This window comes from Streptomyces sp. NPDC002690 (assembly GCF_053592415.1).
In genome coordinates, this window is the sequence record NZ_JBSFVR010000001.1 from 23,079 (window position 1) to 47,640 (window position 24,562).

The window sequence follows — 24,562 nt, forward strand, 5'->3', positions numbered from 1 at the left end:
GGTGCCCTCCTTCTGAACCTACGCGGGCGGGTTCGCCTATCGATAACTCTCTTGTCGGTCACAGATTGGCTCTCGGTACCGTCTGCAACCTGAGTTTCGGCTCCCAAGCTTGCCCCAGAAGCTAGTGAGGGCCGCCCAAGAATGAGGGCTGCTGCGACCGCCATTGCGGTGCCACACCTCACCTCTTCCAAGGCGCTGCTGGCCAGGCGTGCAGCTCGATTTGCGAACGCGCAGGTCTGAAGCCCTCAGATGCCGCAAGATTCGGTCCTAGAGTTCGCTCGAGTTGGGGCTCCGGCGGCGGACGGAGCCGGAAGATGTACGTGGTGCCGTTTGCGTCCTGGCCAGCCGCCCGCTCTGGCAGGGAACTGGTGTACCGCTGCTACTCAAGACCGTAGGCCAGGACGGTGGAGCCGACAGTGAGAGGTAAACCGGTGACCGCGACCGGCCGGGCCCTCGGCGGGTGCCAACCCCTGACCGGCGGCGGTTCGCGTCCCGGGACTTCACCGACCGGCGGTGGGGACGGGAGTTCCGCGGGTTCCTGTGCGTGCGGGCGTGGACGCACGCCGAGGGGCCGGTGGCGTTGTTCAACCACGCAGTGACGTGGCTGCGGAAGAACCGGGTGCTGGTCCGGCAGGTGGCGGAGGCGCGTACGGCGGCCGAGCGGCGGCTGTACGAGGCGATGGCGCGGGCCGCGCTTGCGGGCCGATCCCTCGCTCGCGCCGGCGCTGGCCGGGCTGCTGGTGGTGCCGGAGGGCAAGCCGGTCTCGGAGCTGGAGCGGCTGCGTACGCCGCCGGTGAAGACGAGGGCCGCGCGATGGTGCGGGCGATGGAACGGGTGGAGGAGATTTCCGCGTATCGGCTGGGGCGGGTGAACCTGTCGCGGGTGCCGGTGAATCGGCTGTCCGCGCTGGCCCGGTACGGGCAGCTGAGCGATCGGCTTCGAGCTGCGCCGCCAGCCGAGCAGATGACGGCGGATCCCCAGGGTTGCCGGCAGGGTGTTCGTGGCCTGTTCGGTGAACTCGGCGATCTCGTCCGGGCTCTTCGCGCCGGATACGGCCGCGTAGGCACACACCAGCAGGACCGACACCAGGGAGTACCAGCGCCCCCGGCGTGAGCGCGGATCGGGTACCGACGCGAGGTAGGGGGGAAGATGCAACGGCAGGCACGGGACATCCTCGTGATCATCTGGCTTTAGTCACCGTCTCCCTACCTCGCTCACAGCAGGAGCGGGATGAGTGAAACAGCGAGACCGATCACGCCCACGGCTAGGCCGGCCACCTCCCAAGGGCGGTCCCGGATTACCTCGGTCAGGGTACGGTGAAGATGGTCGGGGATGCTCAGGGGAAGGCCTTTCAGGCCGCCCGGGAGCGTGGTGTCGAGCTGGGAGAGGGCGGTCACGTTGAGGCTTGCCTGGCCGATACGGAAGGCCGGGGCGAGGATCTGTTCCTCCTGTGCCCAGTAGGATCCCGGGCCGAGGAGGAGGCGGTCGGATTCCGTCTTCAGTTGGAAGAACGTGACACGGTACGCACTCACGGCCCCGAAGGTCCGGGACGGTTGGACGGCCTCGATCGTGCCGAGGTCGACGAGGGTGTCCCAGTCCGGGTCGTGGTGGTAGCCCGCTAGTTCCTCTTCGAGTTCCCGGATCGCTGCCGCTCGATGGTCGGCGTCGGTGGTCCGGACGTGGCCTCCCGGCAGCTGGTACTGGCGGGCCCGCTCGTCGTACTGGAGAAGGTAGTGGGCCTGTCCTCCCCTGCCGCGATGGCGAGCCTTGACGACGACCTGGACCACGTCCACCTCCCGCAGCGGTACCGCAGCGGGGTCGAGGGACAGACGGCGGTTCTCCACCAGATAGAGGAACTGCGGTCCGGCGAGTGCTTGATGGTCGTTGTACGGGCCGGTCACCGTGCCCGCCCGCTCCCAGTTGTCGAGCAGCTCGTGGCCGCTGCGCAGATAGGCGGCGAGTGCGCGCAGGAAGTACGCGGCCTGAGGACTGACGACCGCGGTGGCCGGGGTGCCGTCCGGTGTGGCCTGCGTGCGCAGCACGCCGAACACGCTGACCAGGGCGAGTGCGGCGGCGACCGAGGTGTCGGCCTCTGCGGGTTCGAGATCGGCCCGGTGGCCCAGCTCCCGCGCTGTGACGGGGGCGGATCCCCACTGCGCGGCCAGACAGTCCAGGAGGTCGGCCATTCTCGTACGGGCCGCTTCGGTCATCGTTCGTGGCCTCCGTCGTGGCTTCCGGCGGGTTCGGCGGGCCGGCGGACGTACGGAGCGCCGGCCCGGATCTCGGCGACCTCCCACCCGTGGTGTCTTACCAGGGCGGTCAGGGGCTGCTTGGAGGTGATTTCCCGGTAGGCCTCCGCTCCCCAGCGGGCTCTGAGACGGATGCCGAGCTCGGTGAGGACGGGCTGCCGGTCCTGGGCCGCCAGCTCGCGCACCACGTCGGCGATGTCCACCGCGATGTCAGGAGCCTGACGTGGGTCGGTTCGTGGTGCAGGTATAGCTCCCTTCCGCCGTACGCGGTTGGGGACGGGCTTGCCCACCAGTTCCCAACCGGGCTCCTGGAGAACCTTCTTACGCAGCGACAAACCCCCCTCGGGTCCAACCACAGTGACGAAGTCCTCGCCGAGAGAGGCGTAAAGCGCAGCCCGTACGTCGGCGCAAGTCGGATCCACCGACCCGTTGCGTTGTAGCAGTTGGTAGACCGCGGCGGACAACGCCTCTCTGAACGTGGGCGGGGCCGTCGGCATGGGCGTGGGCGGAGACGCAGGCTCAGGCCCGGTCCCAGGCGCCTCGCCCGCCGGGCGCGGCAGAGCTACCCGGCCGAACACGGGCTCGGTCGTAGGGGCCAGCGTCGCCCTCCCGCCCGTGCCATCGCGACGCAACCAGTCCAACTCGCCCCAGAGCGAGGACAGGTCGGCGAGGCCCATACGCTCGGCCAGGGGCAGGCACCCGATGAACCGGGCTTCCAACCACGCGGCCAGGGCGGCTTCGGGGATGGGTGACGCGCCTCGAGCCACACGGGTGTCCACCTCGTCCCGCAGATCGCTCTCGACCCGCTCCCACAGGCGGTCGGCGGGAACGAGCTCGTTGTCCACCACGGTGGCGCCCCGAGGGAGCAGCTCCGCCTCCCGCGCGGCGCACCCCCCACCCCGACGGTTCGGCTCCGGTCTCATCCAGAGGAGTTGCCGTGCGCAGGGGATCTCTTGCGGAGGGCTCAGTACGTCGTCGAGACGCAGTGTGGCGTACTGGTTGTCCGCGTAGACAACTACGGCGGTACGCGTCTCCTCGTTGACCGAGAAGGCCTGTCCCAGCACCTTGTGGCTCGGCCGGGGGGGCGGCAGCCACTCGGACGGCGCCTTCACGGACCGGCGTGTCTGCGCGGACCTCTGGGTCTGCGCAGACCTGAGGGTCTGCGCGTCCGGGGACCGGAGGGGAGAGCCGAGCAGCCGGATCACCGGGTCGTCCTCGTCGCCGAAGTACCCCACCTGGCCGGACTGTTCCAGGAGGGCTTCGACATCGGCTCCGTCGTAGCGGTACCTGGCTCGGGCGCGGTTGATGAGATCGGACAGATGTGCCGTCCGTTCCACTTCCTCCCAAGCCCGCAGCAACGACAGACAGAAGTCCAGTTTCTGTTCCTCGCGGATCTCGGCGGCATGCGCCACGACCGCTTCGGTGGGGAGCACGGCCCGCTCCGTCGATCCACCCGCTCCGGCTCCCGTTCCCGCCGTGTCCGCCTCCGTGCCGGCCGCCCCGTCCGCAGTCGGCGACGCAGGCAGGCTGGGCCACAGCAGCTGGCGCGCGGTCACGCCCTCCGGATGGTGACCCCGCTCCACCTCGTAGGCCCGCAGCCCGCTCGAACTCATCCCCAGATAGAAGTTGACCTCCGTGTTCTCCTCGCCGTCGAGGAAGTCACCCCGCTGCGGGCGGAAGTCCGCGGCGACCCGGCCGGCGAGCATGATGGTGCCCTTCAACCGTGAGTACACGCCGTCGATCACGCCGTTGACCCGCTGCAGCGGTTCGGGGTTCTTCCAGAACCTCTGCTTGCGATCCCATTCGCCGAGGTCGCTGTCCGAGATCACCGGGTACCACTCCGGTCCCTTCGCTAGCCACAAGGGCGACCAGGTGGACCGGCCGAGCACCAGTTGGCTGCTCTGCTGTTGCTCGTACCGGAACTGCTCGGTCTGGCTGCTGTTCCCACTGAACCACTGGTGGAACAAGAGACAGTAGCGGTAGTAGTGGGCGCGCCACGACGGGAAGCGGTCCGACCACAGCTGGAGCTCGGAGAGGCTCTCCGCGATGTCGAACTCGGGTAGCTTCCTGTACGCCTCGAACCACAGCCGGTAGTCCTCTTCCCGGCAGTCGTGGCGGGACAGGTTCTGCCGCGCCAGCTGCACGACGCGCCGAAGTTCGGCGTGGCTCAGGGGAATCCCGTCGGTCTCGCTCCTCAGGTGGTACGCATGGGCGAGAGCCCGCCGGACCGTCGTATTCGACTGCCGTCCCGCAACCGCCAGTTCCCATGTCTCGACCGCGGCGTTCAGGTCGCCGTGCAGACTTATGATGGCCGCGTGGCAGCTCGCGATGTACGTACTGTGCCCGTCCAGGGTCGCGTAGGCGCGGGTCACGTCGCGCAGGAGCTCCCTCGCCTCGGCGACCTTCAGTTTCACCCACTCGCCGGCCGCCGCCGTCAGCTCAGTGATCGATTTCACGCGCGCCGCCGCCTTTATGGCCCGGGCGACGTCGATGATCGACTGAACATGGGTGATGTAGGCGTAGCGGTTCTCCTTGTTGAGCCGGCGCGAGGCGACGAAGCACTCGACCGTGCGCTCGTAATGCGCCTCGACCACGCTCATCACGGCCGCCAGGCCATGCGATCGGGCCTTTGCCAGCTCCTCCTTGAGTATCTTCTTGCGCGTCAGGCCGAGCGCATGGTGGTGAATGAAGTCGTCCTCGTCCAGGGCCACCGCGCGGGAGACGTACTCCTCCGCCTTGTCGTACCCCTCGTTCAGCCGGTAGATCTGGTGGCGTCCCAGGTGGGTCCAGTAATGCGGATCGTCCGGGACGTGCTCGGTGAGCGAACGCAGTACCGCGTGTGCCGAGTACTCGTCGAGACGGTCGATGAGCGGCGCGAACTGGCCCCGGTCCTCCACTCCGTCCACGGTGCCGCCCTGCCGGTCCACGAACAATTGCTTCAGCAGCAGTCGGATCGGCTTCGACGAGGTGTCAGTCCTCAGGGCGAGCGCCTCGATGAAGTCGATGGACTGGTCCTTGAGGTAGGCGTCCCACTGGTCGTCCTTGAGGATCTCGACGAGTGCCTGTTCGGCGATCAGCTGGTGCTGGAGCCGCACCCGGCCGGCGCGCACTGTGACCAAGCGCGCGGCCTCATGTCCCAGCACGTCGGAGAGCTCCAGTGGGGTCGCGCCAGGCGCCAGGCGCATCAGCTTCAGGACAGTGTCCCGTTGGAGGCCCGAGTTCGAGAAGATCGTGACGAGCGCGAGGTAAGTCATCACCTTCGCGGCCTTCCCCCGAACGTTCTCCAGATGGATCTTCACGTAGTCGGAGAGCTTGGTGAAGTTCCTCTCGAAGGTGACCAGTCCGTAGAAGAATGGGGTGCGGTACTGCTCGTACTGCTGCCGTGACAGCTTGCGCAGTTCGGCGAGCCGAGAGGGCTCGACGACGAGTTGCTTGTAGCGCCGCTCGAACTCCCGGGTCTCCGTGGGATCCAGCAACTCGGTGACCAGCAGGGCGTCGCTCTCCCCCTCCGCCACCACACGCCCGGACGTAGAGCATGGTGACCCTGGCGCCCCGCTTACTCAGCTCCTGGTAGAGCATCTCGCGGTCGGACTCGCTGAGGTCGCCGGATTCGGCCACGAGGAGAACGGGTACCTGCGTCCGGCTGTACAGCAGGTCGATCCGGTCCGCGATGAGCGAGACCCGGGAGTGGTCCAAGACGATGCCGGGGGGAAGGACGGCCACGGGGTATTCGTGATGCAGGTCCCAGGCGGCGCGCAGTGCCACCGTGGTGCCTCCGGCTCCCGGCAGGTGGCGGAGGAGCACCGTACGGATTTGGTGGTTCTCCAGGCTGTCGCGCAGCGCCGCCATCAGGTCGTTCGCGACGGTGCGGGGGACGTCGCGGTCGGCGTCGAGGTCGGACCATCGAATGAGGCCGCCACGCCAGAACTCGTCGTTGTATGGGCCTGCGGCGGGCGGCTCGGCCAGCTCGATCCCGTCGTGCAGCACCACGAGGTGCTCGCGGAGCCGCTGCATGGTCTCGGGCGAGATCGCGGCCGTCTTCTGTTCGAGCGATGGCAGGGTGAAGTCGGTCTGTTCGGGCTCTTGGCCTAGCGTGTCGCTCAGCCGGTCGAGGAGGGTGCGCAACGACAGCGGTACGTGGGTCGTCTCGACCCGAGTGGCGAGGGGGGACTGGCCGATGTGTAGGAACGTGGCGGCCCTGCAGCATTTCGTCCACGGCTTCGAGCGTCCGCAGGAGCCGGTCCCGCTCCAGGCCGCCGTCGGAGCCGTCGCCGTTCCCTTCGAGGACGACGACGAAGACCGGGGTGTCGCCCACCGACTCCCGGAAGGACGAGGCCAGCCGCCGGATGGCGCCCATGCGCCGGTAGCCCCAACTGCGCAGATCGTCGGGGGGCTCGTTGCGCAGGACCGAGCCGACCGCCAGCATCCAGGCAGTGCCCCGGGCGTAGTCGACCGGCGGCTGGTCGTCCGTGAACAGATGCACCGCGCGCTGCGCGTCGAAGACTGGTCCCGCGCGGTGTCGTAACCCGTCACCGTCCGACCTGGGGTCCAGGTCCAGGACTACGGACCATGGGATCCGGCCGAGGGCGGCAACGGTGTCGACGGTGGGCATCCGTTCGGTGATCAGCACATACCGGCCTGCGTGGGGCGCGAATCCCGATGTCGCGTCCCACAGCGACTGCCAGAGCGTCTCCTCCGCCTCCGCCCGCTGCCGATCGTCCGGCCCGGCCGGTTCAGTCCGATGCCCTGCCGTCGCTTGCGTCGACGGTTCTGCCGCCGGGTTTAGGCCGCCGGTGCCGTAGACGCTGTCGTAGTGGAAGGCATAGCACCCGGCGTACGCCAGACAGAGCCGCGCCTTGGGACTTCCCGGCTCGAACCTCTTGGCCCAGAGCAGCCCCGTGACCATCCGGACCAGCATGAACTGGCGTTCCAGGTGGTCCATCCGCCCTTGCTGGGCGGAGGTCCACTGCCCGATGCCCCTGCGCGACGACTCCAGGAAGGCCATCAACCAGTTCGTGCCGTCCGGGATCTGACGGCGGGAGATGCCCTCGGCATTCGCCAGGCAGCGGCTCAGGACGACGGGGTCGAGGTCGGGGAGGAGATTGACCAGGACGCTGATCTCGAGATAGGCGAGGTCGAAGCCGACCGCACCGTGGCGTGCCCGGTCGAGATCGACGATCCAGTATCCGGAGTCGGCACCGGCCAGCTCGCTAGCCGGTACCAGCAGGTTGCCGGTGTGGAGGTCCCCGTGGCAGAAGCCGTACATGAGCGGTCCCTGCTCGTCCCGGCCGGGGCCGAGGATCGTGCGAGGGTCGACGAAGGTCTGCCCCCCGACCACCACCGGGCGACCGTCGGGGAAGAACGCCTCGGTGCCCTCAAGGCATTCGGTGGCGCGGTGCGCTCCGACCAGGTCGACCAGCAGCTCGTAGGGGGTCTGCTCGCGCATCTCGTGCGGGAGTGCCCAGGCGGTCAACAGCTCGTGGGCCAGCGGTTCTGCTGTCAACTGCAGGGCTGTGGAGGGGGCGCGGGGTGAGACGTATCGGTGGGTACGGCCTCCGGCGAACTGCTGGAGGGATACCACCAGAGGGCCGGAGCCGTCATTGGCGTCGACGGTCCTGATCCTCAGCAGGCGGGGAATGTGGTTATCGGCGAAGTCTGGGGCGGCGTCTCGCAGCAAGTTGTGGGCGGCGAGCTCGTTGCGCTGGACGAGGCCGTCGTCGTCCGGTCCGACACGCACGACGTAGGAACCGGGCTGGAAGTCGGGGCCGGTCGTGCCGCTGATGTCGACCCCGAGGAGGCGGGCCTCGGAGCGGCCCTGGGGCATCGTCCTGTAGACGGGTTTCGCGTCGGGTAACCAATCCTTCATCGCCTTGGCGACAGCGATGCGTTGAGCTTCATCAACTAGTTCAAGGGCGCTGCCCACGTTTCCCCCGAGATATCCGAGTGAACACCGTTCGTTGGTTTTACCACTTCTGATTTCCGGGTCGCCAGTGCGTGACGTTGCTGCCTGAGAGCGTACCGGAGCCGCTGGTGGCCACACCGCAGGAAGGGGCGTCGGTGCACTGTTCGTACAGGCGGAACACGGTCGGCAGCCAATGGACGGGCCGGCGGTGCACATCTTTGCTTCGGCCCTGTTCGTTGACAGGGCTTCATCAAGTTCCCTGAGTGTCGGGGCTTTTGCTGATGCCCAGGAGTGGGAGCGCGTGTTCGGGTTGGTCACGGATTGCCCGGGTGGTCTTGGCGATGTTGGAGGATCCGAGGGCCTTTAGCAGGCCGATGGCGAGGTTGCGGAAGGTGGTCATGGCGCGGGGTGCGGTGCCGGCGTAGACCGTCTCGCGGGTTTAGCGTCGGCCGGTTTGCCGGCGGCGTCGGTGGACGCGGAAGGCGAGGCGGGCGTGGGGGAAGGCGATCGCGCCAAGGTGGTCGGCGATGCCGCAGGTCTTGATCGAGCGGGATTCGTGGCGGCCGTGTCCGGTGGAGGCGGCGGTGTGCTGGACGGCTACGTGCGACCAGGGCAGAGCGGCGAGTTGCCGGTGGACGGTCTGCTGATTCGCCTTGATCATGGCGATGTAGTGGGCGTTCTTGGTCTTGACCAGCCAGGTGACGTTGGCCTGGACCGAGTGCAGGGCGTCGAAGGTGATGAGACATTGCGGCCCCTCCTCGCACGCGGGTCGGGCACCTGGTCCAGAAAGGGTCGCAGGTCAGCGACTTGACCGAACTCCAGCGGACCCAGCTTCAACAGCACCGGCGGGATGAGGGAAGATGCAACGGCAGGCACGGGCCACCTCATGATCGTTGAACTCGACACTCCAATGATCACGAAGCCCGTGCCTGCTCTGCTATGCACCCCAACCGGTCACGGCCCGACCAACCGCCCGACCTCGGTACTCGCACACGCCCTGGGCTCTCAGGGGACGACGTACGCCAAGTACAAGGCAGGCGACTTCCGAAGTTCGGGACGGAGGAGGCTCTGCGGCGGTTGCGGTAACCGGGCTGGAGCGCAAAATCCGGGTGGCAGGGCGGCCGTGGACGGTCGCCGACCGATGCCCGTCGATGGCCAGTGGGCCCTCGGTGCGCGGGGAGGGCGCTGGGACGAGGGCACGCGGTGGGGGAGGAGCGGATAGCGGAAGGGAGCCGTGTCGTGTTGACGGTTGTAGCGCGGCCCCGGGTCGGCCACCGGCGGGCCGACAACGGCCGAAGGGGCGGGCTGATCGGGTGCCTGGTTCAGGGGCCGGTTCCGCCAGCATGCCGCGGGTGCAACGAAGTCAGGCAACGTACCCCTTCAGGGAATTGTCAGTGGCGTGGATGATGATGAACGCCGTCGTACTGATCGACCTGTGGGGGGACATGGTGCACCTGAGTCGCATTACGGTCAGCGGCTTCCGGGCAAGCGCGGAGGGGGCAATGTCCTGCGACCTCCCCGGTCGCTTCAGTGCGCTGATCGGAGCGAACGGCGCGGGTAAGACGACCCTCGCGGACGCGCTCTACCTGGCTCATCCCACCAGCCGCTTTCCGGTCCTGCCGAGATACGGTTCCGCCACGCTCGCGCCGGAGAAGTCTACGCGCGCCATCGAGGTCGCCTACGAATTGGGCGACAGCCTCGACGAGGAAGGGCATCTCGGCCGCCAACTGCACCAGGTCGACCATCGGCCTTTCGGCCAAGTCGCCCAGAGCTGGGGCGTCAGGCTGGACCGTCGGCTCGGCGGTGTCGTCCCGAAGGTCGTCAGCGCGCACGGCAGGACGCCGGATCTGGACCCGTACAAGTTGATCTATCTGCCGGCCTGGCGCCATCCACTAGACGAGCTGGCGCGCCGCGAGGCACGGATCCTGGTGGAGTTGCTCCGTGCGGAACAGCAGCGCCTGAACGGTACCCGGAACCTGGTGGGACTCCGGGCGCGCGCCTCCCAACTGCTTGAGGAGCTGGCCAAGGAAAGCATCATCGACGCTGTCGAGAAGAGGATCGGCGGATACCTCACGGATCTGTCGGCCGGAGTGGACCGTCAGTGGTCTTATATACGCGGCCAGGTCATCGACGATACCTACCTGGCCCGCGTGCTGGAGGTCATGCTCGCCGTCATGGAGGGACGCAGGTTTGCCCGGCCCCTCGAAGTCTCCGGGTTGGGATACGTCAACCTGCTGCACATTGCCGTGATCTTGGCGGCGATACCGGACTCTGCCGAAGCTCCGCGGGGGGATGCTTGGCCTCCCCCGGACGGTCATGATCGGCCGCCTCTCACCGAGGAGGAGCAGATCCAGCAGGCGACCCTGAACCTCGAACAGGCGCAGGCCGATGCCGATGCCGAGGAAGACTCCTTCTTCGGTATGAAGCCCTTCCACGCGACGGTCGTCATCGAAGAACCCGAAGCCCACCTCCATCCGCAGCTGCAGCACGCTCTCGCCCGCTACCTGCGCAGGACCGTCAAGAAGCGCCCCGAACTGCAGGTCATTCTCTCCACCCACGCGCCGGACATCATCACGGCCTGTGCCCCGGAGGAACTCGTCGTCGTGCGCCGGACGGCGAGGGGAAGGGTCTGCCGCGCAGTTGCCGACGTTGTACCGGAGAAGGACCGCGCCGTCACGCTTCGGAAGACACGGCTCCATCTGGACGCGAGCCGGTCCGCCGCGCTCTTCGCCGAACGCCTGGTGCTGGTCGAAGGCGTCACCGACGCCGCCGTCGTCCGGGAGTTCGGCAGGACGTGGGCCGGCGCGGATGCGCGCAAGCATTCCTTCATCGACGCGCTCAGCATCGTGCACATGGGCTGGAAGGTTGGACAGTGGCCGGTGCATCTGCTGGCAACTCAGGGCAGTGAACTATGCACCAGGCTGGCGGTCCTAATCGACAGCGATCTTCCCTTCGAGAGTGAAGACCGTAAGAAGCCGAAGTGGCTCTCCGAACACGACCCGTCAGTCGTCGACGCCTTCGTCAGCCATCCGACCCTGGAGCCGTCCATCACAGAAGGCAACAAGCACCTGATCGAGGCTGCCCTGGAGGAGGTCGGTCTGGAGGTGCCGGAGGTGACGCCCCAGACCGTGCACGAGCTGTTCCGCAGCGCTCGGAGAGCCAAGGGCGAGCAGCCTGCTCTCCCGGAGGGGCCGGGTGCCAGGAAGAAGGGTGACTTCGCGCTGGCTTTCGCCTGTCTCCTCGCGGAGGCCAACGAGACGGACCCCGAACAGGCATTGCACCTCCCAACCGTGCCCAAGCACATGCGGCAGCTGTTCGAGTTCCTCTACACGCCCGACGCAACTGCTGAGGGCGATTCTGGGTTGGAGAACGACCCTTTGGCTCCCCTCGACGAGCCGGACTGGCTCGCGGTGGTGAAGGACGAGCGGGAAAGGGACGGTCACCCCGCCGAGGACATCGCGGACTTCCTTTGGCCCGACGATGAGGAGAAGGAGGATGGCGACTGGGCGGACGAGTACGCACCAGAGCCGGACGCACCGCCCTGGGAGGAACTCCTTCTCCAGCGTCCTCCCCGTCGGGGGGCCTGGCCTACGGCCGCACCTCGAACGACGACCTTCGATGAGTAGCCGTCGGCCCGGTGCACTTGTCCTCACGCCGGAGCAGCTCCTCGTCGCGGCGAACCCTCGCCGCCTCCTCTACATAGAGGCGTTCCCGGGCTCAGGGAAGACGACCGTCTCGCACCAACGCTTCGGTCTGCACCGCTTTGCGCGCACGACTGATCACCGGGCTGTCGTGGCGGTCAGCTTCACCCGCTCGGCCACCGAGGAGTTGCGCAGCCGGGTGTCCCGACAGTGGGGGCCGTCGGCGCTGACCTGGCCCCATCGCATCGCTACTCTCGACTCCGTCCTGAACGACCTGCTCACTCACCTCCTGCGGTCCCACATCCTCCAGTGGCCGGGCGGCCATGAGGAACTGGAGGTGCTGGACACATGGCCGACCCACCTGCCCACCACCCCAACGAAAGCGAAGCCGGTCCTTCGCCTCGCGGGCACCCGCGTCGTTACCACCTATCAGCAGGAGGAGGAACCGAAGTACCACATCAAGCCGGTGGACTTCTCCTCCGCGATCGTCGATGGGCGGTGCACCCACGAAAATGTGCGTGAGGTCCTGCGCGACTCCCTCGATGCCGAGGACATCCGCGCCCGCGTCACGGCCTATTTCGCCACGGCGATCAGGTCCCTGCTCGTCGACGAGGTCTACGACGCGAACGACCTGGACGTGGAGATCATCCGTGTGGCGGCGAACGCGGGACTGGCCGTCACCCTGGTGGGAGACCCCTGGCAGGCGCTTTACGCCTTTCGCGGCGCCCGCCCGGAGAGCGTGCGCCGACTCCTCGGACTGCTGGAGTTCGAACGCGGCGAACTCCGGACCACGTTCCGATGGCGCGACAGCGAGACCCAGACGTCACTGACACAGGGCCTGCGCCTCGGGGAGAGCACGATCCTCCCGGAGGGAACGGCGAAAGACGTCAATGTCGTGCTCGCGCGAAAGTGGCAGTCGCTGTGGGACTGCGACCCTCAGGTCCTCCCCTTGGCCACTGCCAAGTGGAGGATGGGGCCGCTCCAGAAAGCCCTGTGCACCTTGCTTCTGAACGAACTTACCCAGACGACCCTCGGCCTGTCGGCCTTGTTCCTGCCAGAAGCCTGGACCACCCTGGGCATCAAAGAGGCCGAAACGTTGGAGAAGCTGCGTCCGAACCTGCAAAGCACACTCCAACGCCTGGCGGGCCAGGACAGTCTCGCCGAGATATGGACTGCTCTGGTGCGTACCGTGGTTGCTACAGGGCACGTCGAGCCGCCGGAAGGGTACAAGCAGACAACACCGCGAAAGGCTCTCGGTCACCTGCGTACGCGCCTGAACGTAGAGCATGATCGCCTGGTACTCGGGCTGACCTGTCACCAGGCGAAGGGCAGGGAATGGGACAGGGTCGGAGTGCGGCTGGAGGAGACTGACGTGGCCGCCCTCCGCAAGGGCCTCGACCCTAGCGACGAGACCCACCGCGCGCTCTACGTCGCACTCACCAGAGCACGACACCTCAGTGTCAAAGTTTGAGGTTTCTTGAGCCCCGGGCTCGGCGGCGCAGTCGAAGGCGAATTGCCCGGCCGGGACAATCCTGATGCCAATCACAGCGGCCCCGCCGCCGATCAGTGCACCGAGGAGGGCGCTCCTGGCACCGACCAAGGCCCGTATCCGGGCGGCAAGCTTCTCGTCGGCCGTCAGCCGGGCAGCGCGGTCCGCGGCTGTCCGGCGCCAGTGGTAGAAGCTCGAGCGGCTCACGCCGAGGATGCTGCACAGCCGCTTCACGCCGTAGCGACGGTGGAGGTCGGCGACGCACTGGAAGCGGTTCACCAGCGCGTCTTCCCGGCGAAATACTTGGCCGCTCTCGCGTTCCTCCTCCAGCTCGCGGATCTTCTTCCGCAAAGCCGCGTTCTCCGCTTCAAGCGGGGACGGCGGCTGGGCCGGCTCCTGCGTCCGGCGCCTCGCGGACGGCTTACTCCGGCTGCCCGCACTCAGTTCCGCAGGGTCTCCGGGGTGATCCCCAGATCGGCGGCAATCGATCTGATCGTCGCCTCGGGCCGCGACTCGTACAGCGCGACCGCGTCCGCCTTGAACTGACCCCCACCCCAGGAACACCGCTGGCCACACGCATGGATTTCTGATGGCCACCAGCCTGGGCATCCACCGGCCACCTACCGGGGCATCTCAATGGCCGTTGACACCCTTTTCGCTTCACCAAGGTCGGTCCGACGGCCGGTCCGCGTAGGACGTAACGAGGTATCGTCAGGGTTGTCTTAACGGATGTTGGTGGAGTCGAGGGTCACCAACTTAGACAACTCGAGTCCCGAGGTTCAACTGAATCCTCAAGCTGCATGTCAGCCGCCGCCGAGTAGGACCGCGACACGGCGACCGCGGGCAGGGTTCTCACCGGTCAGGCTGTCGTGCGAGGACATCGTTCAGCCGCGCACTGAGTGTGGGCAGAACCTGTGCGTAGAGGGTTTCGTGTTCGCACCCCTCACCGCCGTTGGCGACGATCTCCGCGGCGAGCTCCCGCAGCGCCAGGGGACCCTTCAGAGCGAGTTCGGAGGCGAGCTCAAGGTTCTTCTCGAGCTTGCTGGGCTCCTGCTTGTACTTGGGGCCGGCTCGGTACAGCTCGACGTCCATGCCGACGGGAGTGACGTGGCGTTCGATGCGCTCGGTGAGGTTGTGGATAATGCGGATACCGTGGGCGTCCAGGTCCTGCCAGGCGGCAACGGGCAGTGGAGTCATGGTGCGAAGGAATTCGACGAGTCCGTCGGTGGCGTATCCGGCGCCCCAGATGCACAGCCAGTGGTCGACGATCTCGGGGATCTTGCAGACCTGTTGGAAGGCGTCCTCGTTCTCGACGAGGACGATGCCGTCGGCGTCGCAGTCGATCATTCCCAGGACGCGGAGACCGCGGGCGGGTAGGCCAAGCCAGGGACGGCAGGCGGCCGCGTCGGCGACGACGGAGCCGACGCGCCATTGGAGCGGCCCGCGGATGCGCAGTTCGGTGTCTGTCTCTTCGACGGCCCGGTCGAAGGGCCGGCCGATCAGGTTGGCGAACGCCTGTCGGCGGGAAGCGGTCCAGGCGCTTTTGGTGTTGCGCAGTGCGTTGCCGGCCAGGGCCTTGGCGGTGATGGGTTGGGTGCTGTCGTGTGCGGGCCACCAGAAGCATGCGGCGCGCACGGCGATCTCGTAAACGCGCCAGTCCCCGGTCCCGCTCGTGCTGGAGGCCGGTACCTGCAGAGTCCGGCCAGGCGGTGTCGCCGCCAGCAGTGCCCGTTCGTCGGCCAATTGTGGAACCTGCGCCATTGCCTCGAGCAGTTCGGCATGTAGCGCCAGGGCGTCGGGGCGGCCACGGAGCTCGTCGAGCTTGTCCTCGCGGACGTCCTCCCAGATCTCGGTTAGCAGCCACAGGCGCGGTGTGTAGCGGACGGCCTGCTCGACGCGACACCGCAGGATGACGGCGCCGCACTGGATCAGCGCGACGGCCACGTCCCAGGCCCGGTCGCCGAAGTCGCCCTCGATCGTGGTCCACCGTTTGTGGTCGCCCGTAGTGAGCACCTTGATCAAGTCGCGTGTGCTCAGGCCCGGGGGAGGTGCGTAGCCGTTCACGGGGGCTGCGGCGACGAGATCCACTTCTCGGGTGTTGACGCGGCCCTTGCGGTCCCGGGGGACCCGGACATCCGGGAGATCGTCCTCGGTGCGAGTGGCACGGGGAACGGTGACGGCGATGACGCCAGTCGGCAGCCCGGGTAGGGGGACGGGCTCGCGGCCGTGCGTCTCTCCGATGAGGAGAGGGAACTGCGGTGCACTGGCCTCGGGTTCAGACATGCGGGCGTCCCGCCGTGAGCCAGTCGGCGGTCAGTTCGACGCGCCCGGTGTCGGCGTCGTAGGCCCAGGCGCAGGTGGGCTGGTTGTAGACATCGGACGCGGAGGCATGGGTGAACCACAGAAGCTCGTCGCACACGTCAGCGGCATCGGTCAGCACGCTGTCCTGACAGGTGCCCAGGATCGTGATGCGTCGCCGCGCGGCGACGTCCCGCAGGGACGCCAGCAGGTCCTTGCGGTTGTTCTCGCCCAGGCTGTTGCCCAGCTCGTCCAGAATCAGTACCCGCCCTTGGGTCTCGGAATCCGCGAGCAGCGCGGCCAGTACCAACTGCACCGCATACACCTTCATCTGGGCGCTGTTGGCGTTCTCCCGATAGGAGATGAACCTGCTGTAGGGCGAGCGCTTCCAGCGCGGTGTCACCTCCCACCGCCACGGGCGTGGCCCGTCGGGCCGCACGCTGTGCACCTCCAGCGTCGCGCCGTGTCCGCCCGGGCGTTGCAGGTCGAGCTGGTTGAATGCCTGATCGATCTGCTTGAACAGGCCTTCGAGATGCTGCTCGATCATGTCCTGCAGCGTGATGAGCTGCTGTGCGCTCTCGTCGACCCCGGCGACGAGCTCGTCCCAGGCGCCCTGCCGCAGCCCGCGGTCGGCCTCGATCCGGGCGGCGGTGACGCGGTCCATGTCGGCCTGGCCGTCGAGCCGGATCCGCAAGGGGGCCGCGGCGTCCTCGAAGCCGACTATGGGCGGCGTTGCCGGGTCCTGCGCGGCCAGGTCGCGACACAACTCCATTCCGCGCAGCAGGTCTTCGTGCATGTCGGCAGGCTGGCCCTCTCGCAGCCCGTAGCGTTCGTAGGCGAGGCGCAGCCGGCCCTCGGCCCCCCGATGCAGGAGCCCGGGGCGGGGCGATCGTCCCTCCGGTGCGGCCAGTTCGTCGGCGGCCTCCTCGAGGCTGCCGCTCCACCGGGACTGCCAGGCATCCACCTGCAGACGCTCACGCTCCCGCTCGAGCGCGGCGACCGCCTGGCTGGCCGCCCGCGCGGCCTCCGCCGCTGCCCGGGCCGTCAGCGTGGCCGTCTTCACTTTCTCCGCATGGCTGGCCGCCAGGTCCCGGGCCTTTTCATAGGCGGCCAGCTTCGTTGCCACGTCGTCGACGACCTCTCCCATTGCCCTGACCACGGCGGCGAGTTGCTTGTCGAGTTCCATCTCGCGTTCCTGCAAGGCGTCCAGCTGCTGCATCGCGGCCGCCGCCCGGTGCTCGCTCTCGGCGAGGACCCGTGCCGCCCGTTTCACTCGCTGGACGTTCCGCGCGGACTCGACGTCGCCTCTGCGCGCCTCCAGGTCCTGTTTGGCGCGCTGCAGCTGCAGGGCCCGCCCGGCAAGCGGGTCGGGGAACCCGCCGACCACCGTCAGGTGCAGGCGATCGTCGCGGGCTCCGGACGGGCAGGACAGCGCCGCGAGGCGCTGCTCGAGGGCGGTGAGGAATCCGGAGATGCAACGGTCGCTGCTCACACCGTCGAACACGGCGGTCGGGGCACCGGCGGGATCAGTGGCGATGACCAGAGCGCCGGGCAGCGAATGCAGGGCCTCCAGCGCCTCGTCCGCCCGTCCCGCGTCCACCACTACGGCGTGGCGCCACGGGCTCAGCCGGGGCTCCCAGACTGCGCGTGCCGCCTCGGACAGATGCAGCTGGTCCAGCAGTCCCACGGCGCCGATGCCCGCGGTGTCCAGGACGGCGATGGCGGCACCGGCCTGCCCGTGCCTGCCCTGCTCGACCTCGGCCAGCACCCGCTCGGCGGCATTCACCGCCTCTTGTGCATCCTGCAGGCACCGGCCCGCGGCGAACTCCTGGCCCCGGGCTGCCTCCAGCAGCTGCAGGGCTGTGTGGGGGGATGTGCCCTGCCATCCGTCTGCCTGCGGCAGAAGTTTCGACCGCTTTCCCTTCAGGTCCTCCTTGCGGGTCTCTAGCTGGGTGCGCCGGCGTTCCGCCTGCCGCAGCAGGTCCTGAGCGTCCGACCAGGTCTGTCGGGCCACTCCTGCGACCTCGGACAGGCCGGTGGCCGCGCGGAGCGCATCTAGGGCGTCCCGGGTGCCCTGGGCGTCTTCCCGGCACTCTGCGGCTGCCTCCCGCAGCCCGCCGCCCTTGGCCACGAGCTCCCGGTCCACCTCGGTGGCCCGTACGTAGCAGGTCGCGACGTACCGCCGCCACTGCGACTGCCCCTCCTCCAGGGCCAGCCGGGCCGCGTCCCGGGCACGCACGCCCGACAGGACGGTCTCGTCCGCGGTGTCCGCCTCCTCGTTCTCCCTGCGGACCTGGTTCATGCGCACCCGGCGGTCCAGCGCCTGTCCGCGCAACGCTTCTTCCTGCTCCAGCAGCTCGGTCATTCCAGACAGCGCGATCAGCGAGGCGCCGATCGCCTCCGGCTCCATCTCTGACAGCTGCTGGCCCAGCAGCGACGGCACGGCCGGACGCAGAGCCGTATCGAGGTAGGTCAGACACCGAGGGGCGTTGCCGTATAGTTCACCGGCCATCCGACGCGCCGACACCACTCCACCGCCGAGTTCGCGCCACAACGCATCGGCCTGCTGCGTGCGCTCGGTGTGGGTGGCCCCGTCGGCCACATGCAGTCCTTGCACCCACTTGACCTGCACGTAGGGCGCGGTGGTTGCGATCCGAACCCACACCGTCAGGGCGCTCGCGGGGGCGCGGTCCGGCTCGGCGAAGACTCCGATCACATAGCCGTGCGGTGCGGCCGATGCCTGCTGGGCCCGGTCCACTCCCGCGGCATCGGGCTTGAAGAGGATCTCGCTGGCATACCGGCCGCCGTTGGACTCGAAGCGCCACTGCGGATCAGCCAGCAGCACGGAGACGGCGATGAGGAACGAGGTCTTGCCGGAGCCGTTGGAGTCCTCGCGCGGCCCTATACCGGAAATCGCGATGAACCCCTCTGGCACCACCGGTACCGCGTGCGTGGTCAGCCGTGCGATGTCGAAAGTCTGCAGGGCGACCAGATGCCGGCCCCCGACGATCCCGCGCCCTTCATCCGGACCGGGCAGTGCCTCAACCACCGCTCTCCTCCCTGCCGTTGCTTCGAACCTCGCCCGGCCCCTCACGGCGACGCTGGATGGACTCGGCCAGCGCCCCGTGCGGGTCCGCCAGCAGCACCAGCTCCTCGAACAGCCTCGTCTCGACCCGGGCTGTCAGTCGCAGGAACTGGTGCCCGAGCAGCAGCCCCGGTCGAACCGAGCGCACCAGATCGGCGTCGACCAGCCGCCGCAGGGCCGCGTCCAGGACCCCGTCGGAGACGGCGGCCTCCCGCAACCGTTCCTTGCGCACCGGCTCGCCCTGCGTCCACAACGTCTCTGGGAGCACCGCACCGGACGCCCGGGGGATGACCACGGAGAACAGCACGACCAGCGTCAGCACCGCGCGGTCCTCGACGGGCAGGACACCGAGTCCCTCCCGCACCAGCCGCCCGCGGATCTTATCGTCGTAGCCAGACAGATAACCGGGGCCGACCGCCAGCAGAGTCCGGCCCGCCGAGGCCAGCATGCTCTCGACCACCATCCGTAACGGCGTCTCGGCCAGCGCCCGGTAGCCGAAGGCGGGCACCGGCAGCATCGACGTCTCCACCGCGTACACCGCGGCCTGCACATCCGCTCGGCGCTGCGGCGACAACGCCTCCAACAACCCTGTATCCACGCCCCTACCCTTCCCCGATGTGAGGCAGCACCGGATAGCCGCGGCGCAGCTCGTCCACGTCCCGCTCCGGCCAGGCCGCCACCACCGGCCCCAGCCGCACCATGCCGTCCCCGGCGTCCGCGGCCAGATATCCGCACGCCCGCAGCATCCGCAGCGCCTTGCGGTACGGGGCCGTCGGCGCGTAATGCGCGATGCCCGCACGCACCGTCACTGCATCGGGCGGGACGACCGCGGCGATTACGTCCTCCTCGGCCGCAGCCGTGCCGGGGTAGGGGGCTTGTTCCACATCCGTCCAGCACGCCCGCAGGCACGCCCCCAGCATCAGCAGCACCGATGGCGAGGCCTCCCGGTGAGTGCCGCTCCGCTCCTGGCCGGCCCCGGCCAATTCAACATCCTGCCCCCACACCACCAAAAACCCCTCAGCACCGTCGCCCGCAGCGAGGGCGACCAGCCTCCGTTCCACGGCCTCCGCCGCACGGCCCAAGCGCTGCAAGACGTCTGCCTCGTCCGGCACCGGAACCACCCGCAAGGCCCGCGCCCGGGCCAGCAGGTAGGCGTCGTCACCGCTCATCGGCGTCTTCCAGCAGGGTCTGTGACACCTCGTCGACGGCGGACGTGTCCTGCGGGACACGGAACAGTGACAGCGGAGACGCGTACGTCACCGGTCCGGCCGGATCGATCGCGAGCCCGCCGGACAACTCCACCATGAACGGCACCGACGGGTCAGCCGAGGCACGTAGAACACGGGCTAGCGTCGTGACAGCCGCCCTCCACGACTGTCCCTGCAGCGCCTGCGTCAGGTCCGTTTCGTCCCGCCCGCCGATCAGCAACTCCATCGCGGCCAGACGCTGTTCCCGCAGTGCAGCGGCACGCGCCCGCGCCGTCTCGACCGGATCGGGCCCTGGCGCCGGCTCAGGCGGGGGAGCGGCTCGCCTACGCGGAGCGGGCGGACGGTGCTTCTCGGCCGCCTCTAAAATCCCCGCCGGTGGCACCTGCATTGCGGGCGGATCGAACACCACCTCCGAGAACACAGCGGCCAGCGCCGCCACCGACGACGTCAGCGCAGCTGTCCGATACTGCTCCGCCGGGAGCATGCTGAAGTCCCGCCGCGTACTGGCCTGGGCCAGCAGCCGGTCATAGAATTCGTCGACGGCCGCGGAGTAGCGCAGCGCTTCCCGGATCAGGTGTGTCCCTTCCGCCCGCAGGCCCGGAAAGCCGCAGGACACTGTCTCCACCAACCGCCGGGCGTTGACCATCAGCGCCGCCTTCACACGATGATGGTGACGCTGCCCAAGCAGCTCCTCGATCGGGCGGGACCGGACCCGCCGCAGCAGATAGTCCGTGGTAATGCGCAAGTCGCGCCGCACACGCCTGAGCCTGCGCACTAGGTCGTTCTCGTCCAGTACTCCGTCGGCCACATCCCGCTGCGTCCGGTCGAGGAGAGACATGATCTCCTCCACTCCACCGGCCTCGGCCAGTCGCTCGAAGACGAGCAGCGCAGCGCCGCTGGTGGGATTGAACACGTAGTGCCCGTCGTGTGCCTTCTCCCGCACCCGCTCCAGCAGCCGCAGCGCGACGAAGACCCCGAACCGCTGCTCGAACGCCTCCGGACCAGCCACCGCAGAGCAGGCCGCCTCGAGCTCAGAACGTGTTAAGCCCCGCTCGGACGACAGATCACCAAACGCATCGTGGATGGCCTCGGCGATCCGCAACGATGTGGCGTCCTCTACCACCGACCCGCGAGATGCTGCGACCGGAGCGATGAAAGGAGGCAACTGTGCCTGCAAGTCATCCTTAGGATGCGAACCGGAGAACAGGTCCGGCCCATTTTGCCCGCGCATACCGGCCAAGCGTCCCCCCACGGTACGTCAGCAACTCCCCACTACCGACATTACGCCCCACGTGCTGCTCCAGAGCCCGAAGCGCAACACCGGCCACAGCCTGGCCAATTCTCGCCTCTCTGGCGGCACGCCAGCGTGGACCGAGACGCTGACTTTCACAAGCAAGTCCGGAGCGGGACACCGCCACCGAGGCGTAGGTGTCCCGAACTTTTCCGCGACCACGGGGAATGTGTTCATTAGAGGGCGTTTAGTCCCGTTGTTTCATCCCGGATTGCGCGGTTGTAGATGGATTATGCGCCGCGCCATGTTGGGGTGGATTCGGCGGTGAGTCTGCGGGTCATGAGGTTGACCATCGCAAGGTGGATCATGGCTTCGGACCGGTGTGGGTGTGCCTCGTAGTCACGGGCCAGGCGGCGGTGGTTCATGAGCCGCCGCCGGCATCGCTTTGCTCGATCAGGCCGCCGAGCGGTGCGGAATGCGCCTGGAGAAAGCCCTGGTCGACCAGGGCTTCAAGGAAGCGGTTATCGTTCACGGGGCACTGCTGGACATCGGCGTCGAGGTCGTCCGCCGCAACCACGCTGACCAGGGCAAAGGGTTCGTCCCGCAGCCCAAGCGGTGGCTGGTCGAGCAGACGAACGGCACGCTGATGCTCCACCGGCGTCTGACCCGTGAGTGCGACCACCGGCCCGACACCTCCGCCTAGCGCGTCGACTGGGCCTCCACCGCCAACATGGCCCGGCGCCTCACTGCGCCCGCGCCGGCCTGGCGCGACGCCCGGGGTTCACTACTTGCCGGGGAAGAAGGAGCCCAGCAGCAGCTCCAGGATGATCAAGCCGACACCCGCGATTCCACCAGCAGCCGCGTTCCGATACATGATCGCCACCACCACCACAGCGGCAGCAATCGCGGCCGGCTCGGGCACCCCCTGCCGCGCTGCCGCTATGACAATCGCCGCAACCAGGACGACCGTGAGAGACAGGCGCACCGCATCACCCATCCGATGCGGCCCTCCGAGGTCCCGTTCGTCCAAGAGAGCTCCGAGCCGCCCCGAGGCGTACCGTTCGCTGATCGTCAACGCCATGCGGGCAAGGTCGTACGCTGCCTTCTGCGGGTCCTTGTCCAGCTCGGCCTCAGCGGCACGCAACGCCCCCACAACTTGAGCCGCATGGCTCTTCAACGGTCCGTTACGCCGCGAGAAGAAGGGGACAGACCCCCGGGACATCCGAGCACCTCGTACGCGCATCACTGGAAGCCGAAGGGACAGCGCTCGGAGGTGAGCATCACGACTTCCGGAAGAGCGCACGATATCCGCGCACTGCCCGACCAGGTGCGTCCATACGTTCACGCGCTCGAAGGTGTAGCCACCTGCACCGCACATCCGAGCGATAGAAGCCAGAAGCGACCACAAAGGGTATGCCAGCAGCAGCAAGGCAATAGCGCCTGCGCCAACGTCGCCGACGAACCAAACGGCCAGAGCCTTCGCGTCGCTGTAGTACGGAATCCGCTCGGCGTGTTCGTCTGCTTGCTTCACATAGATCGACAGCCCCTCGCCAATGACGCGGAGGCAGATGTAGGTGAATAGGCCATATAACACCCACGTTCGTACTCGACGTTGGTGATAGCGCCGCAGGGCCACCCGAACCGGACCCGGCACAGGACCGATCCCGAGCACTTCGGCGTCTTCACGCAGCTTCCGTATCGCCTCATCCGCCTGCCGCCTGTGGCGCGCAGCCAGAGGAGCCCACCTCCATCTCATCACCAACCGATCATCGCATCCGGTGACCAGTAGCTTCGACCGTTCTCAACACCCCGCTTACGAGCGCCGTTTGGGGAGAAGCGAACCAGCAGAGCAACGATGGCGAGGCCAGGCTACGAAAGGGAATGAACGCGCTATGTAAGCAGGTCAGAGCACGATGCAACATCCCCCCGCGCGAGGTTCAGGCGGACGGCGGGGCTGTCGATCCGATATCGGCGAAGGTGGCCGGGCGGGCAGTGCCGCTCATCCCGCACCGCAGCGACGCGGCCGATGAAGACGCGCTGCTTGGCGGCTGCCGCAAGATCCTGGCGATCGTGCGGGAGGCCGACGGCCCGGTGCAGGTCAGGGCGGTCGGTGAACGGCTAGGCATGGACGCTTTAGGTAGTGTCCGGCGGATCATGAAGCCATAGGGTCTGACCGTGATTAACCTGCAGGTCCGAGGCGAGAACGGCACGATCGAGGCCCGTGCAAAGCATGGTGTGGTCTGGGGTCCTGAGCTGGCCGGTCTTGATCAGGCGGCATTTCCCATGCTGGGGCACCTGCTGTCGTACGCGGACACCGTTTTCAACCACCGGCAGGTGTCGACCCTGTTGGAGGAGGTACCGCGGCTGCCCGCAGGCGTGCTGACTGATGAGTTCGCGCGCGAGTTGGTCGAGCTGGGTCAAGTAGTTCTTGACGGACAGGGCCTGTACTTGTGGTTCCTCGGAGACTGAGGCTGCAGGCCGGCTCAGCCCCGGAGCCGTAAGCGGATTGCTGCTGCGGTGACTGTGCCGTGGAAGACGTAGGCCCTCTTGTCGTAACGGGTGGCGACCGCGCGGGAGTTCTTGAGCCGGTTGATGGTCCGCTCGACTTCGTTGCGGCGCCGGTAGCGGTCGCGGTTGAAGTCGGCAGGTCTGTCGCCCGCGCTGCCTTTGCGGCGGCGGTTGGCCCGCTGGTCCTTCGGCTCGGGGATCGTGTGCTTGATGCGGCGTCTTCGCAGGTAGTGGCGATTACGGCGGGAGCTGTAAGCCTTGTCGCCGCTGACATGATCGGGCCGGGTGCGGGGCCGTCCGCTCTGCGGGCGGGGGACCCGGATCCGGCCCAGGACCTCGATCATCTGCGGGGCATCACCCCACTGACCCGGTGTGATCAGAAGAGCCATGGGGTGGCAGCCGCCTTCACCGGCAAGGTGAATCTTGGAGGTCAGACCGCCCCGGGACCGCCCGAGTCCCTCGTCGGGGCGGTGGTGCCGGGGCGTCGTCCTTTTTTCGGGACCCGTGGTTTGGTCTTGCGGGCACCGGCCGCGTGCTGGTGGGCCCGGCAGGACGTCGAGTCGACTCCGACCATGCCCCAGTCGATCCGCCCGGTAAGGTCGGCGTCGGCCTGGACCGCCTGCAGGAGCCGGTCCCAGGTGCCGTCCGCCGACCAGCGGCGATGCCGCTCGTAGACGGTCTTCCAGGAGCCGTAGCGTTCGGGCAGGTCACGCCACGGGACACCGGTACGGACCCGGAACAGGATCCCATTGAGCACGGTCCGGTGGTCGTTCCACCGGCCGCCCCGACTACCCGGCAAAGGCAGATGCGGCTCCAGCAGCGACCACTCGCGATTCGTCAGATGCCCCCGACCCATGACCCAACCAACGAGCGACCTGTCGGAAAGTCACATGATCCGCCGGACAGGCTCTAGCCCTCAGCAGGAAACGGGAGCGCGTGGCTACCGTTCA

Annotated in this window: 18 protein-coding genes and 3 pseudogenes; 8 read left to right on the top strand and 13 right to left on the bottom strand. The window is 67.9% G+C overall.

The genetic code is table 11. The features are described 5' to 3' along the window. Nucleotides 1–379 precede the first annotated feature (379 nt). The 3 genes from ACWD3D_RS00095 to ACWD3D_RS00105 form a co-directional block, all read right to left on the bottom strand. Complete coding sequence (locus ACWD3D_RS00095; RefSeq protein WP_451458686.1) at nucleotides 380–1,087, bottom strand: hypothetical protein; 708 nt, start codon at nucleotides 1,085–1,087, stop codon at nucleotides 380–382. A 128-nt stretch (nucleotides 1,088–1,215) separates the two neighbouring features. Beyond that, on the bottom strand, nucleotides 1,216–2,211 hold the full coding sequence (locus tag ACWD3D_RS00100; RefSeq protein ID WP_451458660.1) for an NUDIX domain-containing protein: 996 nt from the start codon (nucleotides 2,209–2,211) through the stop codon (nucleotides 1,216–1,218). Further along, nucleotides 2,208–5,768, bottom strand: a complete 3,561-nt coding sequence (locus ACWD3D_RS00105) for a hypothetical protein (RefSeq protein ID WP_451458661.1) — start codon at nucleotides 5,766–5,768, stop codon at nucleotides 2,208–2,210. Before ACWD3D_RS00105 ends, ACWD3D_RS00100 begins: the two co-directional genes overlap by 4 nt. Nucleotides 5,769–6,063: 295 nt before the next feature. Here ACWD3D_RS00105 and ACWD3D_RS00110 point away from each other — a divergent pair, with 295 nt between their 5' ends. Together ACWD3D_RS00110 and ACWD3D_RS00115 are read left to right on the top strand one after the other, a co-directional pair. Then, a complete protein-coding gene (locus tag ACWD3D_RS00110) occupies nucleotides 6,064–6,342 on the top strand; it encodes a hypothetical protein (RefSeq protein ID WP_451458688.1) in 279 nt (92 codons plus the stop codon). Nucleotides 6,343–6,439: 97 nt separating this feature from the next. Beyond that, nucleotides 6,440–6,775 (top strand): hypothetical protein, encoded by a 336-nt coding sequence (locus ACWD3D_RS00115; protein ID WP_451458689.1) that lies wholly within the window; start codon nucleotides 6,440–6,442, stop codon nucleotides 6,773–6,775. Between the two features lie 657 nt (nucleotides 6,776–7,432). On the opposite strand, the pseudogene ACWD3D_RS00120 reads toward ACWD3D_RS00115, so the two are convergent. Both ACWD3D_RS00120 and ACWD3D_RS00125 read right to left on the bottom strand, forming a co-directional pair. Continuing rightward, a pseudogene (locus ACWD3D_RS00120) lies at nucleotides 7,433–8,368 on the bottom strand (hypothetical protein); the annotation flags it as partial. A 223-nt stretch (nucleotides 8,369–8,591) separates the two neighbouring features. Next, nucleotides 8,592–8,813: a hypothetical protein gene (locus tag ACWD3D_RS00125; RefSeq protein ID WP_451458662.1), complete on the bottom strand. Its 222-nt coding sequence runs from the start codon at nucleotides 8,811–8,813 to the stop codon at nucleotides 8,592–8,594. 742 nt (nucleotides 8,814–9,555) lie between these two features. Between ACWD3D_RS00125 and ACWD3D_RS00130 the strand changes: the two genes are divergently transcribed. Genes ACWD3D_RS00130 through ACWD3D_RS00140 form a run of 3 tightly spaced genes read left to right on the top strand, consistent with a single transcriptional unit; the run spans nucleotide 9,556 to nucleotide 13,828 of the window. Continuing rightward, a complete protein-coding gene (locus ACWD3D_RS00130) occupies nucleotides 9,556–11,778 on the top strand; it encodes an ATP-dependent nuclease (protein WP_451458663.1) in 2,223 nt (740 codons plus the stop codon). Continuing rightward, nucleotides 11,771–13,264: a UvrD-helicase domain-containing protein gene (locus ACWD3D_RS00135; RefSeq protein ID WP_451458664.1), complete on the top strand. Its 1,494-nt coding sequence runs from the start codon at nucleotides 11,771–11,773 to the stop codon at nucleotides 13,262–13,264. The genes ACWD3D_RS00130 and ACWD3D_RS00135 overlap by 8 nt, the downstream gene beginning before the upstream one ends. A gap of 6 nt (nucleotides 13,265–13,270) precedes the next feature. After that, entirely contained in the window at nucleotides 13,271–13,828 is a 558-nt protein-coding gene (locus ACWD3D_RS00140) for a hypothetical protein (RefSeq protein ID WP_451458665.1), read from the top strand. 306 nt (nucleotides 13,829–14,134) lie between these two features. Here the strand turns inward: ACWD3D_RS00140 and ACWD3D_RS00145 are convergent, their stop codons facing one another. The 6 genes and pseudogenes from ACWD3D_RS00145 to ACWD3D_RS00170 form a co-directional block, all read right to left on the bottom strand. Then, nucleotides 14,135–15,370, bottom strand: coding sequence for a Wadjet anti-phage system protein JetD domain-containing protein (locus ACWD3D_RS00145; protein WP_451458666.1), 1,236 nt, complete (start codon nucleotides 15,368–15,370; stop codon nucleotides 14,135–14,137). Nucleotides 15,371–15,557: 187 nt separating this feature from the next. Continuing rightward, entirely contained in the window at nucleotides 15,558–18,629 is a 3,072-nt protein-coding gene (locus ACWD3D_RS00150; RefSeq protein ID WP_451458667.1) for a hypothetical protein, read from the bottom strand. Next, nucleotides 18,622–19,263 (bottom strand): hypothetical protein, encoded by a 642-nt coding sequence (locus ACWD3D_RS00155; protein WP_390966858.1) that lies wholly within the window; start codon nucleotides 19,261–19,263, stop codon nucleotides 18,622–18,624. The genes ACWD3D_RS00150 and ACWD3D_RS00155 overlap by 8 nt, the downstream gene beginning before the upstream one ends. Nucleotides 19,264–19,267: 4 nt before the next feature. Beyond that, a complete protein-coding gene (locus tag ACWD3D_RS00160) occupies nucleotides 19,268–19,834 on the bottom strand; it encodes a hypothetical protein (protein WP_451458668.1) in 567 nt (188 codons plus the stop codon). After that, nucleotides 19,824–20,975, bottom strand: coding sequence for a hypothetical protein (locus ACWD3D_RS00165; protein WP_390966862.1), 1,152 nt, complete (start codon nucleotides 20,973–20,975; stop codon nucleotides 19,824–19,826). The genes ACWD3D_RS00160 and ACWD3D_RS00165 overlap by 11 nt, the downstream gene beginning before the upstream one ends. A gap of 419 nt (nucleotides 20,976–21,394) precedes the next feature. Next, nucleotides 21,395–21,532: pseudogene (locus ACWD3D_RS00170) on the bottom strand (IS5 family transposase); the annotation flags it as partial. A gap of 5 nt (nucleotides 21,533–21,537) precedes the next feature. Between ACWD3D_RS00170 and ACWD3D_RS00175 the strand changes: the two are divergent. Beyond that, nucleotides 21,538–21,876, top strand: a pseudogene (locus tag ACWD3D_RS00175) (IS5/IS1182 family transposase); the annotation flags it as partial. A 12-nt stretch (nucleotides 21,877–21,888) separates the two neighbouring features. Here ACWD3D_RS00175 and ACWD3D_RS00180 read toward each other — a convergent pair. Further along, nucleotides 21,889–22,698 (bottom strand): hypothetical protein, encoded by an 810-nt coding sequence (locus tag ACWD3D_RS00180; protein ID WP_381139650.1) that lies wholly within the window; start codon nucleotides 22,696–22,698, stop codon nucleotides 21,889–21,891. Nucleotides 22,699–23,096: 398 nt separating this feature from the next. Here ACWD3D_RS00180 and ACWD3D_RS00185 point away from each other — a divergent pair, with 398 nt between their 5' ends. Then, nucleotides 23,097–23,270, top strand: coding sequence for a hypothetical protein (locus ACWD3D_RS00185; RefSeq protein WP_451458669.1), 174 nt, complete (start codon nucleotides 23,097–23,099; stop codon nucleotides 23,268–23,270). A gap of 9 nt (nucleotides 23,271–23,279) precedes the next feature. Then, nucleotides 23,280–23,573: a hypothetical protein gene (locus ACWD3D_RS00190; RefSeq protein WP_451458670.1), complete on the top strand. Its 294-nt coding sequence runs from the start codon at nucleotides 23,280–23,282 to the stop codon at nucleotides 23,571–23,573. Nucleotides 23,574–23,587: 14 nt separating this feature from the next. Here the strand turns inward: ACWD3D_RS00190 and ACWD3D_RS00195 are convergent. Then, nucleotides 23,588–24,468 (bottom strand): IS5 family transposase gene (locus ACWD3D_RS00195; RefSeq protein ID WP_451458671.1). Its coding sequence is split into 2 segments (ribosomal slippage): nucleotides 23,588–24,108 and nucleotides 24,108–24,468, totalling 882 coding nucleotides; the frame shifts between segments, so codons are not numbered across the junction. Between the last annotated feature and the right edge of the window lie 94 nt (nucleotides 24,469–24,562).

Excerpts from the sequence above, each read along its gene's own strand:
- ACWD3D_RS00135 (WP_451458664.1), top strand. The coding sequence starts at position 11,771 with ATGAGTAGCCGTCGGCCCGGTGCACTTGTCCTCACGCCGGAGCAGCTC.
- ACWD3D_RS00125 (WP_451458662.1), bottom strand. The coding sequence starts at position 8,813 with ATGATCAAGGCGAATCAGCAGACCGTCCACCGGCAACTCGCCGCTCTG.
- ACWD3D_RS00160 (WP_451458668.1), bottom strand. The coding sequence starts at position 19,834 with ATGAGCGGTGACGACGCCTACCTGCTGGCCCGGGCGCGGGCCTTGCGG.
- ACWD3D_RS00100 (WP_451458660.1), bottom strand. The coding sequence starts at position 2,211 with ATGACCGAAGCGGCCCGTACGAGAATGGCCGACCTCCTGGACTGTCTG.
- ACWD3D_RS00130 (WP_451458663.1), top strand. The coding sequence starts at position 9,556 with ATGATGATGAACGCCGTCGTACTGATCGACCTGTGGGGGGACATGGTG.